Source organism: Arthrobacter sp. CP30 (genome assembly GCF_053470025.1).
Genome location: NZ_JBQEMM010000001.1, coordinates 23,692 through 38,997 on the forward strand (window position 1 = coordinate 23,692; position 15,306 = coordinate 38,997).

General features: G+C 70.9%; 14 protein-coding genes. 4 read left to right on the plus strand and 10 right to left on the minus strand.

Going from position 1 to position 15,306, the window contains the following annotated elements:
* Positions 1-2 precede the first annotated feature (2 nt).
* On the plus strand, positions 3-653 hold the full coding sequence (locus ACTIMO_RS00120) for a GNAT family N-acetyltransferase (RefSeq protein WP_055767494.1): 651 nt from the start codon (positions 3-5) through the stop codon (positions 651-653).
* Between the two features lie 48 nt (positions 654-701).
* On the plus strand, positions 702-3,092 hold the full coding sequence (locus ACTIMO_RS00125) for a DEAD/DEAH box helicase (RefSeq protein WP_055767491.1): 2,391 nt from the start codon (positions 702-704) through the stop codon (positions 3,090-3,092).
* Positions 3,093-3,217: 125 nt separating this feature from the next.
* Here the strand turns inward: ACTIMO_RS00125 and ACTIMO_RS00130 are convergent, their stop codons facing one another.
* The 7 genes from ACTIMO_RS00130 to ssd form a co-directional block, all read right to left on the minus strand.
* The gene (locus tag ACTIMO_RS00130) at positions 3,218-3,604 is read right to left on the minus strand and encodes an Rv3654c family TadE-like protein (protein ID WP_082471231.1); all 387 of its coding nucleotides are present in this window, start codon (positions 3,602-3,604) and stop codon (positions 3,218-3,220) included.
* Positions 3,597-4,067, minus strand: a complete 471-nt coding sequence (locus ACTIMO_RS00135) for a TadE family type IV pilus minor pilin (RefSeq protein WP_448181081.1) — start codon at positions 4,065-4,067, stop codon at positions 3,597-3,599. Before ACTIMO_RS00135 ends, ACTIMO_RS00130 begins: the two co-directional genes overlap by 8 nt.
* Complete coding sequence (locus ACTIMO_RS00140; RefSeq protein WP_055767484.1) at positions 4,067-4,330, minus strand: DUF4244 domain-containing protein; 264 nt, start codon at positions 4,328-4,330, stop codon at positions 4,067-4,069. Before ACTIMO_RS00140 ends, ACTIMO_RS00135 begins: the two co-directional genes overlap by 1 nt.
* A gap of 719 nt (positions 4,331-5,049) precedes the next feature.
* Entirely contained in the window at positions 5,050-5,652 is a 603-nt protein-coding gene (locus ACTIMO_RS00145; RefSeq protein WP_448181082.1) for a type II secretion system F family protein, read from the minus strand.
* Positions 5,652-6,434: a type II secretion system F family protein gene (locus ACTIMO_RS00150; protein WP_448181083.1), complete on the minus strand. Its 783-nt coding sequence runs from the start codon at positions 6,432-6,434 to the stop codon at positions 5,652-5,654. The genes ACTIMO_RS00145 and ACTIMO_RS00150 overlap by 1 nt, the downstream gene beginning before the upstream one ends.
* Positions 6,431-7,750, minus strand: a complete 1,320-nt coding sequence (locus ACTIMO_RS00155; RefSeq protein ID WP_448181084.1) for a TadA family conjugal transfer-associated ATPase — start codon at positions 7,748-7,750, stop codon at positions 6,431-6,433. Before ACTIMO_RS00155 ends, ACTIMO_RS00150 begins: the two co-directional genes overlap by 4 nt.
* On the minus strand, positions 7,747-8,823 hold the full coding sequence (ssd, locus tag ACTIMO_RS00160; protein WP_448181085.1) for a septum site-determining protein Ssd: 1,077 nt from the start codon (positions 8,821-8,823) through the stop codon (positions 7,747-7,749). Before ssd ends, ACTIMO_RS00155 begins: the two co-directional genes overlap by 4 nt.
* 116 nt (positions 8,824-8,939) lie before the next feature.
* On the opposite strand from ssd, the gene ACTIMO_RS00165 reads away from it, so the two are divergent.
* Together ACTIMO_RS00165 and ACTIMO_RS00170 are read left to right on the plus strand one after the other, a co-directional pair.
* Entirely contained in the window at positions 8,940-10,631 is a 1,692-nt protein-coding gene (locus ACTIMO_RS00165) for a bifunctional 3'-5' exonuclease/DNA polymerase (RefSeq protein WP_448181086.1), read from the plus strand.
* A 94-nt stretch (positions 10,632-10,725) separates the two neighbouring features.
* Positions 10,726-12,219: a WXG100-like domain-containing protein gene (locus tag ACTIMO_RS00170; RefSeq protein ID WP_448181474.1), complete on the plus strand. Its 1,494-nt coding sequence runs from the start codon at positions 10,726-10,728 to the stop codon at positions 12,217-12,219.
* On the opposite strand, the gene ACTIMO_RS00175 is transcribed toward ACTIMO_RS00170, so the two are convergent.
* From ACTIMO_RS00175 to ACTIMO_RS00185, 3 genes are all read right to left on the minus strand, one after another.
* Positions 12,131-12,817 (minus strand): NUDIX hydrolase, encoded by a 687-nt coding sequence (locus ACTIMO_RS00175; RefSeq protein WP_082471227.1) that lies wholly within the window; start codon positions 12,815-12,817, stop codon positions 12,131-12,133. The genes ACTIMO_RS00170 and ACTIMO_RS00175 overlap by 89 nt on opposite strands.
* Before the next feature lie 87 nt (positions 12,818-12,904).
* The gene (nth, locus tag ACTIMO_RS00180) at positions 12,905-13,708 is read right to left on the minus strand and encodes an endonuclease III (RefSeq protein ID WP_448181087.1); all 804 of its coding nucleotides are present in this window, start codon (positions 13,706-13,708) and stop codon (positions 12,905-12,907) included.
* Between the two features lie 60 nt (positions 13,709-13,768).
* On the minus strand, positions 13,769-15,097 hold the full coding sequence (locus ACTIMO_RS00185; RefSeq protein WP_448181088.1) for a hypothetical protein: 1,329 nt from the start codon (positions 15,095-15,097) through the stop codon (positions 13,769-13,771).
* Positions 15,098-15,306 lie beyond the last annotated feature (209 nt).

The following is a 15,306-nucleotide window of genomic DNA, read 5'->3' on the forward strand; positions in this document are numbered from 1 at the left end:
ACATGGGCGTACATGCAGACGAAGAACTCCTCCAGACCTGGATCGCCGGATGGTCCGCGTGCCGCGGGTACGACGCGCACCGGGACGCGCGCAGCACCTCCGTGCTCCTGACCGACCAGCAGGACCAGACGGAGCACTTCCTCTTCGAGCCCACCGCTGAACGCTTCAGGGAGCTCGCGGCCGAGACGAAGGATGACCCGCGGCGCATCCTCACGGTCGTCACGAACCGGATGCGGGAGTTGATCGACGAGGCGGAATCCGCCGGACTGCGGGTGACCGATCGGCAGCAGTCGCTGATGAGCGCGGACATGCACGGACAGGACGTCGAGGACCCGCGACCGCCGGGCGACGAATTCACGCTCGAACGGGACAGCGAGGGCGCCTGCCGGCGCGTGACCGTTCGGTCCGGCGACGCCGTCGCCGCGCGAGGGTCGGTCTCGGTGATCGATGACTACGCGGTGTACGACCGCATCGTCACCGAGGAGGACTTCCGGCGCCGCGGACTCGGCAGCTACGTGATGCGGGCCCTGACCGCCGGGGTCCTCGAGGACGATGTCAGGACCGGGCTCCTCATGGCGTCCGCGGACGGCCGCGCCCTGTACGAGTTCCTCGGGTGGCAGCACCTGGCGGACGTGTTCGTCGTCAGAGGATAAACCCCCTCCGACCCGTCGCTGCGCCCGCCCCGATGGGAGAATTGCCGGGTGGCGCCGCCGAACCCCCTGATCCCCCTGCTCGGGGGTGGAACCGACCCCGAGCAACTCCTCCATGTGCGGGAGATCCCGGCGCGCGAGGCGGAGTATGCTCCGTGGCCTGACTGGGCCCACACCGACGTCGTCGAGGCCTTCGGGGCTCGCGGCGTCCGTGAGCCCTGGCGGCACCAGGTCGAGGGGGCGACGTCGGCCCACGGTGGGGAGCACACCATCATCGCGACCGGGACGGCCTCCGGGAAATCCCTGTGCTACCAGTTGCCGGTGCTCGACGAGATCCACCGCAGCGAACTGGCGAACCGCGCCACGCTCGCGCCCAACGGCTCGGTGGCGCTGTACCTGGCCCCGACGAAGGCGCTGGCCGCGGACCAGCTGTCCGCCATCAACGCTCTCAAGCTGCCGACCGTGCGCGCCGAGACCTACGACGGCGATACCGAGTCGGGGGCGCGCCGCTGGATCCGCGACCATGCGAACCTGGTCCTCGCGAACCCCGACATGCTCCACTACGGGATCCTCCCGAACCACACCTGGTGGGCGAGGTTCTTCCGGCGGCTGAAGTACGTGATCATCGACGAGGCGCACAGCTACCGCGGTGTCTTCGGCTCCCACGTCGCCAATCTGCTGCGGAGACTGCGGCGGATCTGCGCGAGCTACGGGGCGCATCCCGTGTTCATCGGGGCGTCGGCCACCTCGGCCGAGCCCGCGGCGTCCTTCGGCAGGCTGATCGGGGCACCCGTGCGCGCCGTCGACCGGGACAGTTCCCCGCACGGCTCGACGACGGTCGCCTTCTGGGAGCCGCAACTCACCGGCGCCAGGGGCGAGAACGGAGCGGCCACCCGGAGGACCGTCATCGCGGAGACCTCCGACCTGCTGGCCAATCTCGTCGCCGCCCGGGTGAGGACCATCGCCTTCATCAAGTCCAGACGGGGAGCGGAGAGCATCGCCCAGACATCGCGCCGCATGCTCGAGGACGTGGACCCCAGCCTGCCCCACCGCATCGCCGCGTACCGCTCGGGCTACCTGCCGGAGGAGCGGCGTGCCCTCGAATCCGCCCTCCGCAGCGGCGAGCTCCTCGGCGTGGCCAGCACGTCCGCGCTGGAGCTCGGCATCGACATTTCCGGCCTGGATGCGGTGCTCGTCGCGGGGTGGCCCGGTACCCGCGCCTCGCTGATGCAGCAGATCGGCAGGGCCGGACGATCGGGTCAGGATGCCATCGCCGCCTTCGTCGCGAGCGATGATCCCCTGGACACCTACCTGGTCCATCACCCGGAGGCCGTGTTCGACCTCGCCGTCGAAGCCACGGTGTTCGATCCCTCGAACCCGTACGTCCTCGGCCCGCACCTCTGCGCCGCCGCCGCGGAGCTTCCCCTGACGGACGAGGACCTCGACCTCTTCGGTCCCACCACCGGTGAACTCCTCAGCACGCTGTGCGAGCAGGGCTTCCTGCGCCGCCGTCCAGCCGGGTGGTTCTGGACGCATCCCCAGAGCGCGGCGGCGATGGTCAATCTGCGGGCCGACGGCGGCGGACCCATCAACATCGTGGAGGAGGAGTCCGGCGCGCTGCTCGGGACGATGGATTCCCCGCAGAGCCACTACCAGGCTCATCCCGGCGCGGTCTACGTCCACCAGGGACGGACCTACGTGGTGCAGGAACTCAACGAGGAGGACCACTGCGCCGTGGTGTCGAGGGCCCACCCCGACTACTACACGCAGGCACGCGACGTCACGCAGATCGAGGTGATCGGACGTGACATCAGCGTGTTGTGGGGAGGGGTGCTCGCCAACTTCGGCGACGTGAAGGTGACCACGCAGGTGGTCTCCTTCCAGCGCAAGGCGTTCTCCTCGAACGAGATCCTGGGTGAGGAACCCCTCGAACTCGGTGCGCGGGACCTTTTCACCAAGGGCGTCTGGTTCGAGATCAGCCCCCAGCTCCTCGAGGCCGAGGGCATCTCCGCGGAGGAGCTGCCCGGCGCTCTCCATGCGGCCGAGCACGCAGCGATCGGCCTGCTGCCGTTGGTGGCCTCGAGCGACCGCTGGGACATCGGCGGGGTGTCCACAGCACTGCATGCGGACACCGGGCAGCCGACCATCTTCGTGTACGACGGCCATCCCGGCGGTGCGGGGTTCGCCGAGCGCGGTTTCGAGGCCGCCCGGACATGGCTGTCCGCCACACGCGATGCGATCGAGGCCTGCGAGTGCGCGTCCGGCTGCCCGTCCTGCGTGCAGTCGCCGAAGTGCGGCAACCGCAACAATCCGCTCAGCAAGGGCGGCGCAGTGGCCGTGCTGTCCCTCATCCTGCAGCAGGCGGGGCCTGCACCCGCCGCTGTCTCCGAGGGCCGGACGGCAGGTACGGGCAGGTCCATCCCCGCCGGCGGAAACCACTGACCCGCGCACGCGCCGAGGAGCGGACCGGCTGCGCCCGTGACGCGCCGGCTCCGCGGACACCGTCGCATGCAGCAGGACGACCGGCCGCCGCCTCGCGGGTCCTCCTCCTGGGCGGATGAACGTCCTCATGGTGGCGGGCCCGCGCGTGCCGCTCCGACCGCATCGGGCAGGACACCGGCGAGGTCGATCCGCACGCGAACGGTGACAGTTCCCTCGCCGGTCGCCTCCACTGTGCAGTCCTGCACCGTCGCTCCGTGCCTGGCAGCCACCTCGGCCGCTACCGTGCAGGGCTCACCGACCGCGAGCCCGCGTGCCGTGTCCGCCGCGGCCAGTGCGGACAGGTCCGCCGCCGTCGCCGCTTTCGATGCGGCCGAGGCCGCCTGCAGAAGCAGTCCGGCCGATCCGATGAGAAGGAGTGCCAGTAGCGCCAGTCCCGCCATCAGCACCGTCCCGGCGCCCGTCTCATGGTCGAGCCGATCTGGGCCGGCTCCCGGGCCGGTCGACCTAGCCATTCGTCTCCTCCCGACCGGATGCCGACGCGATGAGGTCGATGTCCATCAGGTCGACGAGCGGCCCCACGACCTCGGCCCGGACGTGTACCGTCGTCCAGCCGCCGCTTGATTCGATGGAAGCGACGGCGCCATCGCCCGCGAGCCTCCGCACGGTCTGCTGCACGGAGTCGCTGCTCTCGCCGCGAACCGCCTCCCGCGCTCCGGCGCGCGCCGCCTCGTCGATGCGCAGTTGCAGCACGCCGACGTGGCCGATGCCGAGCAGCAGACCTGCGAGGAGGACCAGGGCGGGCAGCACGACGGCGACCTCGGCGGTGACCGACCCGCGGTCGAAGCACTCGCGGCCCTGCGCCCTCGTGGAGTCGAAGGACTGCAGGACCCGCGCCGGGCCGCGAGCGGAGTCGACATCGGCAGCAGCCCGCGCCCCGACGTGACCGCCGTCGGATCCGCCCTGATCCCTGCGCATCAGCCGAAGTTCAGGGCCGACGTGATGAGGGACATGAGCAGCCCCTTGATCTCTCCGCTGGAGAGGACCGCGACGAGCAGCGCGGCGAAACCCACCGCCGCGAGGGTCGCGATGGCGTACTCCGCCGTCGCCATACCGGCCTCGCGATCGATCGGGCCGGCCCCGCGGTCACGGAGGATCCGCTCGTTGGAGCGGCGGCGCCGCGCGAGAGCACGCCGGGCAGCCCGGTTGCGGCCGGCGTCGTCGGCCCCTCCGTGCAGCACAGTCCCTCCGTCCGGCGCGTGGCTGTGCCCCCGTCCGTCGCGGTCAACGAGGCCGGAGGGCGGGATGACAGGGAGGCGCGGTACGACGAACATCCTCGACCCATCCCCGCAGTGGGCAGATGCCAAGGGCTCGGCCTCACGCGGATCGCGTCCTGCGACCGGGCCCGACGGGTGAACGGGATCATCATCCTGCAGTCCCTCCCCGGCGTGCAGCGTCCTCTGGTGAGTCTCCGGGCGACTCGTGGGCAGTTCGTTGACCATGACATCTCCTTCTCGTCGTGGGCTTCCCCACGCTCGGTGCGCGACGGTCGTCGCAGGAACAACTCTCGCCAGCTCGACCGATGACCCGGTCGGACGGAGGCGCTAAGTGGATAACCGGTCGCGGATGACGCAGCAGGTCCTGCTCCGGCCCAATCGCCGCGTCGGCCGGCGGGCTGCTGCGGCGGATCCACAGGGCACGGCCCGACCGAACAGTCACGGCCAGCGGGCGGCCACCGGACCGAACGGTCACGGCCAGCGGGCGGCCACCGGACCGAACGGTCACGGCAACGAGGGGGCTGACGTCCGAGCCGGACTCGGCCAGACGGGGGTCGACGACCCTGACCGGGCAGGGCCCGCCGGCCATCGCCGGACCGGATGGAGCGGGCACGGCATGAGCGGACCCGACGGAGCACGCCGATGGACCCGCCTAGAGCGCCGGTAGGAGACCGAGGACCCGCCTAGATCGCCGGCAGGAGACCGAGGACCACGGGAACGACGCCGAGGCAGATGAACGCCGGCAGGGAGCAGAGTCCCAGCGGCAGGACGAGGTGCACCCCGAGCGCCGCTGCCTTCCGCTCTCCTGCGCTGATGCGGCGACGCCGGATCTGCAGGGCGTGTGCCCGCAGCAGTTCGGCTGACGGGGCGCCGGTCGTGACCGCGAACTGGAGTCCGCGACGCACGGCACCAACGGTCCCTGCGGCGCGCTGCTCCCCTCCACGCAGGGGAACGCGTGGCCGGCCGCCCGGCTCCGTCCTCGTCGTCACCGCCATCTCCCAGGCGTCGTCCCAGGCGGCTCCGAGACGTCGTGCCTGATGAACCCGGCTCAGTGGGGTACCGACGTCGACGTCCGCCACCGAGGCAACCGCAGCCAGGGCATTCTCGACCGAGGACCCCGCGTCGAGCATCGCCGCCATCAGGTCGAGGAGCAGGGGCGCGTCGTCCACACCCCGCCGCTCGCGGGAGCGTCGCGACGGCACCGGTGCGCGCCTGGTCCGAGGTGGGTGCAGAGAGAGGAGGATCGTCCCTGCAGCGAGCAGCAGCGCCGTCAGCACACCCTCCATCAGGAGGTCGATTCCGCTCGTCGGACGAGGCGCCCCGACCACCACCGCGCGACGACCATGAGCAGCACGCCCGTGCAGAGAGCTGACCGTCCCCATGGGTCGGCGGACAGCACCTGCACCGGATCGACGCCCAGCGCGAAGCCGAGCAGCAGTCCGACGACGGGCAGCCAGGTCAGGAGGACGACCGTGGCGCGCGGTCCGGCAAGAGCCGTCTCCCTCGCGGCCCGCCCCGCGAACTCGGCCTCCAACTGGGCGGCGTAGTGGTCCAGGATCGTGGCCAGCGGGGCACCGCTCCTCTCCGCCACGGCCAGGCATGCCGCAAGATCTCCCCAGAGACGACCGACCGCCTCGGTCAGGAAGCCCCCCGTGGTGTCCTGCGGTGCGGCACCGAGGGCGTCGCTCAGGGTTTCCGGGACACTCAGGCCCAAGGCGGACGCTCGCCGTGCCGCTGAGATCACTGGCCTCGCCCGGGCGGCGAACCCGGTGCCCTCCTTCGCATACACACCCTCCAGATCGATCCACAGCACGGCGGGAGGTCTCCCCGCCCTGAGCAGGCCGGCCATCTGGCGGACGAACAGGGGTAGCTCCTCCACCGACTCCGACCCCGACTCCGACCCCGGCATGCGCCCGAATCGCGACCGGAGCCGGAGGACCCCGGGCCGACGCCCCACGGCCCTCCGACCGGCGGAAGCCACTGCGCCTCCGTGACGGACGGGCCTGCCCGGATCCGCGAGTACCAGGACGGCGAGCACGAGCAACAGGGCCACTGCTGCCCCGGTCATGGGACCGTGCGGGCCGTGCGGGCCGGACACCGGGCTTCGACCGCGAGCTCCGGCACAGGACCGGTCCAGCCGACACGCCGCGCGAAATCGACCCACCCACCGGACCGGAAGCAACCCTGCCCGGCGTCGACGAGGACGGGGTCGACGACCAGCCCGGCAGCCCGCTCGAGTCGGAGGAGGTTCAGGCTCCCGACGTGCCGCCCACGGCCGTCTCGGGCGACGTGCACCACGACGTCGAGTGCGCTGGCCGCCTGGCGGTCGAGTGCCTCGGGTGTCAAACCCGCCAGTGCGGCGAGCGCACTGAGCCGTGCGGGTACGGCCTCCGCGGAATTCGCATGGATGGTCCCGCCACCGCCGTCGTGACCCGTATTCATCGCGGCCAGGAGCTCCCTGACCTCGGCGCCACGGCACTCCCCGACGACCAGGCGGTCCGGCCGCATCCTCAGGGCCTGGCGAACCAGTTCGGTGAGGTCGAGGACGCCGGCCCCCTCGAGGTTCCCGTGCCGTGCCTGCAGACCCACCGTGTGCGGATGAGCGGGATCGAGTTCCGCCGCGTCCTCGACCAGCACCAACCTCTCCTGCGGCGACGCGAGCCCGAGCAGGGTGGAGAGCAAGGTGGTCTTCCCCGTACCCGTGGCGCCGCTGATCAGGAAATTCAGCCGCGCCTGCATCATCAGGGTCAGGGCCTGCGCCATCACCGGCGCCACGCCCCCGGACGCCACCAGCTCCTCCAACGTGAGGACACGCCGCCTGCGGATCCAGATGGACAGGAGCGTACCTGCGGTCGAGATGGGCGGAAGCACCGCATGGACACGGAACCCGTCGAGCTGGACGTCGACGGCCGGACACCCGTCATCAAGACGCCGCCCCCCGGCCGCGACCAACCGGACGGCCAGCGTCCGCACCTCCGCGTCCGCGGTGAAGATTCGCCCGATCCGCTGTAATCCGTCGGGACCGTCGACCCATACGTCCTCGGGCCCGTTCACGAGGATGTCGGTGACCGTGGGATCGGCGACCAACTGCTCCAGCGGTCCGAGACCCTCGAGCTCGGCCCGGACGAGATCGAGAGCGGTCAGGACGCCCTCCGACCCGAGCAACCTGCCGGTGGACCCGATCGCGCCCGCGAAGGAAGCATCCGTCGCGGCCACCTCGCCGGCCAGCACCGCCCGTCTGACGGAGTCCACGAGGGCAGCATCGCGGTGCCCATGCTCCGGGCGGAGGAACCCCGACACATCCGTGCTGCGGCGACCGGGCTGCTCCGACGAACGCCGGATCTCGCGGCGCGTCCGGCCCGCCGCCGATCTCCCGTGCGTCATGCCGGCCCCCTGAGGACCCGGCAGATCGTATCGACGGTTCTCCGCGCCTTCCGCGGCAGACGGAGGTCGGCCTGGCGGCCGCTCACCTCGGCAGCGGACGCGCCGCGGACGGACGGGAGGAGCGGGAGCGGACCCGGCACCCCCAGCATCTCCGCGACGCACCATGCATCGAGCCCATCGGTGACGGGGCCTCGCAGCACGACGGTGACCGGAAGTGCCGCATGGGAGCGGAGGGCGGCACCGGCCGCCGTGATGCCGCGCGGACGGGACGGCACGAGGAGGACGAGGGCATCGCACAGCTGCACCAGCGGGCCGCCGCCGGCGTGCCCGGAGGGAAGGTCGACGAGGGTGAGGTCGAATCCGGCACGGGCGGCATCAAGGACGATCCCACCCGCTTCGGCCGTGGCCTGCAGTCCCCCTCTGGCCCGGTCTCCCGACGGCGCCCTGTGGGACAGGACCGACAGGTCCTTGACCGTCGGCAGGGCGGAGGAGAGCTGATCCGCGTTGAGCGTTCCCCGGATACCGTCCAGGTCCTCCCACCGGACGCCCGGATGTTCCTCCCAGCCGATGCTCACCTCCAGTCCCCCGCCGGCGGGGTGTCCGTCCACCAGCAGCGTCCTGTGCCCTTCGCGGGACAGCGCCCGCGCGCACCAGAAGGCGAAGGAGCTGACACCGCAACCACCCGAGGAGCCGGTGAATCCGATCACGGACCCACCGGTCGCCGGATGGAGGCGACGTCCGAGGTGTTCGGCCAGCCACCCGCCGCCCTGCGGCACGATGACCACCCGGGACGATGCGAGATGGGCCGCCTTCCCCCACACACGGGCCTCCTCGTCCGCCGCGGCAACCACGATCACGTCACGCGTCGCCGAGAGTTGGTCGAGGGGTGCGTCCACACCCAACAGCAGTACCTCGGGGTCGAGGTGAAGCGCCTCGGCGAGACCGTTCACGAGGACCGGAGCGATACCGGCGGCAGCGCAGGCCCGGGCGACCTGATCCCTGATGAACTGCGATCCACCCGCGAGGACGACCCCGCATTGCGCGGTATCGACCTTCCACCCCTGCTGAGTCATGACCCAAGCCTCGATCTCCATGAGGTGGCGGCGGGGCGGTGGTACGGCTATGTGGACAAGCAGGCGGAAAGGCTGCGGATTGCAGGAATGACACCGGGACGGCCGACAATATGGGCATGTACATCGCCGTGGCGCAGCCGTCCGGGCGCGCTGATCCCGGTGACGTCCAGCTGCAGCGTCTCGACGTCGGCGGGGCCCTTGTCGGCGGGGCCCGAACGGTCTCCCGCCGGGAGCTACCGTCGGTCGTGGCGACCGAGGAGTCGGGCCGGCCGAGGTGGGTCTGGAGCAGTACGCGGCAGTGGTACCCGGATCTGCTGCGCGCAGGTTCGGATGTCGACCGCTGTTGGGATCTGGCCCTGACCCGCACGATCCTGACGAACTCGCCTTCTTCCGGCGCGTCACCCTACCTCGACGCGCTGAGGGCGAACGGGCCGAGCGGTGACGGGACGGAGCCGCCTCGCACCCTCCTGCCGCCACCGGTGGCCGCCAACCAGCATTCGCTGTTCGACCAACCCCAGGAGCCCACGGGCCCTCGCCTCGACGAGGTCGTCGAAGAGTTCCGGAACCAGCTCGCTGCGAGCGCAGGAACCACGGACCACACCAGGCTCTCCCTCCTGATCGCCGCCGAGTCCGCGGGCGGACTGATCGCTGCGGAGATGGAGCACTCCGGCCTGCCGTGGCGGCGGGACGTTCATGAGGACCTTCTCAAACGGACCCTCGGACCGAGACCTCGGGAAGGAGTGCGGCCGATGGAACTCGAGCGGCTGGCCGACGCACTGCGGACTGCCCTCGCCAGCCCTGCGCTGAATCCCGACTCCCCGCAGGACATGCTGAGGGCGCTGCATCGCGCGGGAATCGAGGTGAGGACAACCCGCTCCTGGGAGCTGGAGCAGCATCATCACCCGGCCATCGGACCGCTCCTGGCGTACAAGAAGCTGTCCCGTCTCCTCACGGCGAACGGGTGGATCTGGCTCGACACGTGGGTGCGCGACGGACGCTTCCGCCCCGAGTACGTCGTCGGTGGAGTGGTGTCCGGTCGGTGGGCGTCCCGCGGGGGTGGGGCGCTGCAGATCCCTCGCCAGGTACGTGACGCCGTCCGGCCGGACGACGGTCAGTGCTTCGTCGTCGCCGATGCCGCGCAGCTCGAACCCCGGGTCCTGGCGGCCCTCGGTCGTGATTCCGCGTTGGCGGCTGCGGCACGCGGCCGCGACCTGTACCAGGGCATCGCCGACCAGGGCTTCGGAGGTGACCGGTCGAAGGCGAAGCTGGCCATGCTCGGGGCCATGTACGGGGCCACGAGCGGCGAGTCCGGCAGACTCATGCCCCAGCTGACACGCGCCTACCCGCGCGCGATCGGTGTCGTCGAGGCCGCGGCGCGGGCCGGCGAGACGGGTGGGGGCGTCTCGAGCTACCTGGGCCGCGGGTGCCCTCCCGCGTCGGAGGAATGGTTCGCGCGGCAGCGGACGACGACGGCGGAGGAACAGCGTCGCGCCGACAGCGCGGCGCGGGCCCGCGGACGGTTCACCCGTAATTTCGTGGTGCAGGCCTCCGCTGCCGAATGGGCCCTGTGCTGGTTGGCGGAGGTGCGGCGGCGCATCGCGACGGCGGCTTTTCCTGAGCCACGCAGCCGCATCGCCTTCTTCCTCCACGACGAGGTGATGCTCCACGTCCCCGTCGCTCGCGCCGAGGAGGCGCAGGCCGTGCTCGAGGACGCTGCGCGAGCCGCGACGCGACTCATCTTCGGTGACATCCCCATCGACTTCGCGATCACGACGGCGATCGTCAGCTCCTACGCGGACGCCAAGTAGCTCCCGCGCCGGGTTGTCCACATCGCCCCGCCCTTCCGGCCGAGGAGATCGTCCGGCCCGTACGGTGGCACGGACACAGGGGAGGGTGAGTTGGATGCACGCGCTGAGGATCGACACGGACCGGATGGAGGAGGCGTCCGCATTCGTCGAGGCGGCGGGCAGCAGGATCTCCGATGCGGTCGGTGTTCTGGGCGGGATCCTCGAACGGAGCGGTGGAATGGCGGGCTGGGACGCCCTGGGGTCCGACTGGGCTGCCTCGTACGATCCGGCCGCCGCCGAAGCGGCCGATGCCTGCCGCGAGCTCGAACTCGCCTGCTCGGACACCTCGCGCGCTCTCGCCATCGCAGCTGGGAAGTACCTCCAGGCCGAGCACATCGCGTCGATGGGTGTCTCTGCCCTCATGACCCCGTTCCTGCCCGCGTTCCGTCCGGACGGGCCGGCATGGGTGTTTCCCTCCGCCGCTGACGGCAATAGGGGCTGTCCTCCGCCTGGCTGGGACATCGTCGCGGGGATCGCGGGCGTCCTCTGGCCGGCCGGAGACCCTGAAGCGCTCCGATCCGCGAGCACCGCATGGAGGGAGCTCGCCGCGCAGATCGAGGGAGGGATGGACGGTTCTGCGGCCGTCGCCGGCGACGCCGTGCAAGGGCTCGCCTCGGCGGACCTGACGCAGTTCCGCACGAGGAACGCTGCAATCCAGGACACCGGCCGGCAGATCGCGGTGGCAGCGCGGGACATCGCCGGCGCCTGCAGCTCGCTCGCAGAGGCCATCACCCTCGCACACGAAGAACTCATCGACGAGACGCACTCCTTCCTGCTGGAATGCGCGGCTCTCGCGGGGGTCGGCATCGCCCTGAGCTTCGTGACGCTCGGCGGATCGGCGGCGATCACGTCCCTCGTCGGAGCGGCTCGGGCTGCGCAGATGGTGATCCGGGTGCAGGCCGTCGTGGCACGGCTCACCACGGCGGCCCGCTCCGTCGGTGCGGTCGCGGCACGTCTCCCGGGAGCGGGTCGGCTCACGACCGGGCTGCATGCGCTCTCACGAACGCCGGCCGCCCTGTCCTCGCTCGTCGGTCCGACGCGACGGACCCTGTCCGTGACGGCCTGGCATGCCGCCTCCTCCCCCCGACTCTCGGTGCTCGCGCCGGCAGTGCGGTTCGTACACCCCGTCGGAGCCGCCGCCGTCAGGTTCGTTGATTCGAAGGCGGTCTCCCTGGCCCTCTCCAATCCCGCTTCACTCACTCTCGGCCTCCTGCCGGTCGCCACCCGCCGGACGGTCCTGCGATCGGTACTGCCCCAGGGGAACACTCCGGAACGCGTGCTCGAACTGGTCCGGGCGAAGGGCGTCGGGACACAGCTGCTCCCGGCCGCGAGCGCTGCGGTCAGGACGAAGGAACGCCTCGACACCGTCGAGGGGCTCGTGGGCCTGCCGGCGCACGTGGGCGAACGCTACCTGCCGGCGAGACCCTCGACAGTGCCGCTCGGGGAGAACCCGGGCCGGCTCACAGCGGTGCGGGGATCTCCAGCGAGCGGTCCCACGCGCGGGTCCACCCCAGTCCGTCGAAGATCGCGTCCAGAAGCATCGCCGTGAATCCCCAGATCACGGCGTGGGGCGTGACGAAGGCCGGGGTACGGCTGACGAAGCCGTCGCGTTCCAGGAACGCCGTCCGTCTGCGGTCCGGGTCGAGCAGGGTACTCACGGGGCACCGGAAGACGAGTTCGGATTCCGCAGTGTCCACGGCGTGGGTCGGCGACTGCCGCTCCCACCAGGCGAGAACGGGAGTGACCATGAAGTTGCTGACCGGGAGGCCGACCTCCGGAAGCGGGCCGAGGAGCGCGACTCCCTCGGGATCGAGGCCGGTCTCCTCCCGCGCCTCACGGAGCGCTGCGCCGCCCTCGTCGACGTCACCGGGATCGATGGTCCCACCGGGAAACGCCACCTGCCCGGGATGATGGGACAGCGAGCCTGCGCGGACCACGAACAGGAGATCGAGGTCGTCATGGGTGAGGTCGCCCGGAGCCGGCGCTGGGCTGCGATCCTGTCGCACGCCGAACAGGACCAGGACGGCCGCACGACGGGTTCGTGCCGGATCGAGCCTGGCGAACTGCCAGCCGTCGGGCCGCACGAGCGCCGCGTCGGTGCCCTGCATCGAACGGACCCAGACGGACACGTCGTCGCGGACGCTCATCGCCGGCCGACCGACAGGGCGCAGCGTCGTAGCCGACAACGGTCGGTCGACCGTGAGGCTGCGCCCCTTCCCCTGGGCGTCGATGATTCAGCCACCCAGTCCGTGCCCTGCCTCGCGGAGCTCTGCCCGGGTGCGTCCCGCTCGCATGAGGTCCAGGAGGTCCTCGCGTCCCGGTGCGAGCTCGTACTTGAGGAGTTTCGCTGCCTTAACGGGGTCCGTCTCGCCCTCTCCGTAGGACGGGCACAGGGCTGCGACGGGGCAGACACCGCAGGCGGGCTTCTTGGCGTGGCAGATCCGCCTGCCGTGGAAGACGACGTGGTGGGACAGCATGGTCCAGTCCTTGCGGTCGAACAGCACGCCCACCTCCATCTCGACCTTCACCGGATCGTCCGATGCCGTCCACCGGAAGCGACGGGCCAGACGCCCGAAGTGCGTGTCGACCGTGATGCCCGGAACGCCGAACGCGTTGCCGAGCACCACATTGGCCGTCTTGCGGCCCACTCCGGGCAGCGTCACGAGATCCTCCAGCGAGGGCGGGACCTCGCCGTCGTAGTCGTCGACGAGGCGGCGGGACAGGGACAGGAGGCTGTTCGCCTTCGCGCGGTAGAACCCGGTGGGGCGAATGATCTCCTGCAGCTCCATCTCGTCCGCCTCGGACAGGGTCCTGGCGTCCGGATACCGCTCGAACAGGGCCGGCGTGGTCAGGTTCACCCGGACGTCGGTGGTCTGCGCCGACAGGACGGTCGCGACGAGGAGTTCGAAAGCGTTCCTGAAGTCGAGTTCGGCGACCGCGTACGGATACGTCTCACCGAGGATCCGGTTGATCTTCCGAGCACGGCGCTTGAGGGTGACCGGAGCCTCCTCCTCGAGCTTCACTTTCCTGCCTGCCACGATAGGGCTTCCTTCCAGCGGTGCGTCTCTGTCCACGTGCTCGCCGTGGCGGTCGGTGCGTCAGTCGCGGGGGGCGCGCTCGATGTTGCGGAGATCGCGCAGGATACCGACGGCGCCCGTGCGCTTGTCCTGGACGAGGAATTCGTGCCCCCGGTCCTCGATGCCCACTTCCCAGTCACCGGGTTGCAGGGTGAAAATCTCGCGTCCCGACTGTTCGTCCACGACGGGACGGGGGGATCCGACGGCGAACCAGAAGGCTTCGACGACCGGTTCCTCATCCGCGGACCGGGTGGCGGTGATCGGCTCCTGCCGCGCGCGTTCCTCCGGTGCTGCGTCGGCCGCCCCGTAGGTCTTCGTCGACTCGTCCCGCACGACGTCGTGCGCGCGAGTCTGATCCGCGGCGCCCGTCCGGGACTCCGGCGAGCGGTCGGAGCGGCCATCCGTCCGCTCATCGGCATCCTCACCGACGGAGTGCGCGCCTGACTCGGCCGACGCATCCCGATCGGATGCCTGCGCGGCGGACCGCTCCAGCCCGGACTGGCCCGACGCTGCGGCTCCTGCTCCCACCACACCCGCGCCACCCGCGCCGTAGAGGCCTGCACCGTTCTGCCGGACGGCAGCCGCAGCCGGATTGATGTCATCCCCCGCTCGTCCGCGATCGGTGGCACCCGACCGGCCGGGAGCTGCCGAGCTGCCGGCGTCACCCGTGGCCGGTCCGGTCGTCACGGAGGCTACCGACTTCTCGGCCTTCAGCACCTTTCCAGGCTTCTCTGCCTTCTCTGCCTTCTCTACCTTCTCCGGCCTGGGTGGGCGGGGGCCGGCGGCCGTCATGGGACGTGCCGTGCGATGGGCCGCAACCTCCGGCCGGTCCTCGAAGTCGTTCCTCACCACGGGTAGGAAGGGGCCGACGACGGTCGCCGCCAGCATGCCGAGGGCTCCGATCAGCGCCAGCAGGGACCCGGCCCGGAAGTCGGTGACGGTCTCCAGGAAGAAGAAGGCGGCGGCCAGCACGGCGCTCACGGACGCGAACTGGTCGACGGAGAGCGATCCCACCCGGAGCCCGTGCGATCCGAGCCGACGACCGGCCAGCAGTGCCAGCGCGATCACGGGCATCAGGATGCCGATGCCGATGAAGAACAGCGGCTCGGTGTTCCAGAACGTGGCAGAGCGCACCATGCCGTCGATGAACGGCAGCAGCGTACCGATGAAGACCAGGGCCACGCCCCCGCCGAAGACCGTTTCGCGGAGCGTGAAGGGACCGACGAGCGCTGTACTGGGGCCGACCGGGGAGGACGACACTCCCGGATCCGAGCCGTGCCCCGAGGACGAGGGTGCCGGCCCTCCGGTGTCCGCACCGGCGGCGCGCTGCCCCTCGGATGATTCGGTCATGGTCTTCTCCCGTTCGTAGCCCTGGTCACCGGCGGCCCCCGACCACCGGCGCTGATTACCTTCGTCCACCCTAGCCACCGGCCCGTGGCAACTCCACCGACGAGGCGCGGAGCGTCCTGGCCACTCACCGCACAATCGCCGCATCTCGGCTAGGCCGTGTGACCGCGGGCACACGGCGAGCGGAGAACTCGATAGTGTTCCGGTGGAGC

What these genes read in the sequence shown, in the direction of transcription:
- ACTIMO_RS00145 (WP_448181082.1), bottom strand. Translation starts at nt 5,652, where the DNA reads ATGGAGGGTGTGCTGACGGCGCTGCTGCTCGCTGCAGGGACGATCCTC.
- ssd (WP_448181085.1), bottom strand. Translation starts at nt 8,823, where the DNA reads ATGACTCAGCAGGGGTGGAAGGTCGATACCGCGCAATGCGGGGTCGTC.
- ACTIMO_RS00175 (WP_082471227.1), bottom strand. Translation starts at nt 12,817, where the DNA reads ATGAGCGTCCGCGACGACGTGTCCGTCTGGGTCCGTTCGATGCAGGGC.
- ACTIMO_RS00130 (WP_082471231.1), bottom strand. Translation starts at nt 3,604, where the DNA reads ATGGCTAGGTCGACCGGCCCGGGAGCCGGCCCAGATCGGCTCGACCAT.
- ACTIMO_RS00165 (WP_448181086.1), top strand. Translation starts at nt 8,940, where the DNA reads ATGTACATCGCCGTGGCGCAGCCGTCCGGGCGCGCTGATCCCGGTGAC.
- ACTIMO_RS00185 (WP_448181088.1), bottom strand. Translation starts at nt 15,097, where the DNA reads ATGACCGAATCATCCGAGGGGCAGCGCGCCGCCGGTGCGGACACCGGA.
- ACTIMO_RS00155 (WP_448181084.1), bottom strand. Translation starts at nt 7,750, where the DNA reads ATGACGCACGGGAGATCGGCGGCGGGCCGGACGCGCCGCGAGATCCGG.
- ACTIMO_RS00135 (WP_448181081.1), bottom strand. Translation starts at nt 4,067, where the DNA reads ATGCGCAGGGATCAGGGCGGATCCGACGGCGGTCACGTCGGGGCGCGG.
- ACTIMO_RS00150 (WP_448181083.1), bottom strand. Translation starts at nt 6,434, where the DNA reads ATGACCGGGGCAGCAGTGGCCCTGTTGCTCGTGCTCGCCGTCCTGGTA.
- ACTIMO_RS00170 (WP_448181474.1), top strand. Translation starts at nt 10,726, where the DNA reads ATGCACGCGCTGAGGATCGACACGGACCGGATGGAGGAGGCGTCCGCA.
- ACTIMO_RS00120 (WP_055767494.1), top strand. Translation starts at nt 3, where the DNA reads ATGGGCGTACATGCAGACGAAGAACTCCTCCAGACCTGGATCGCCGGA.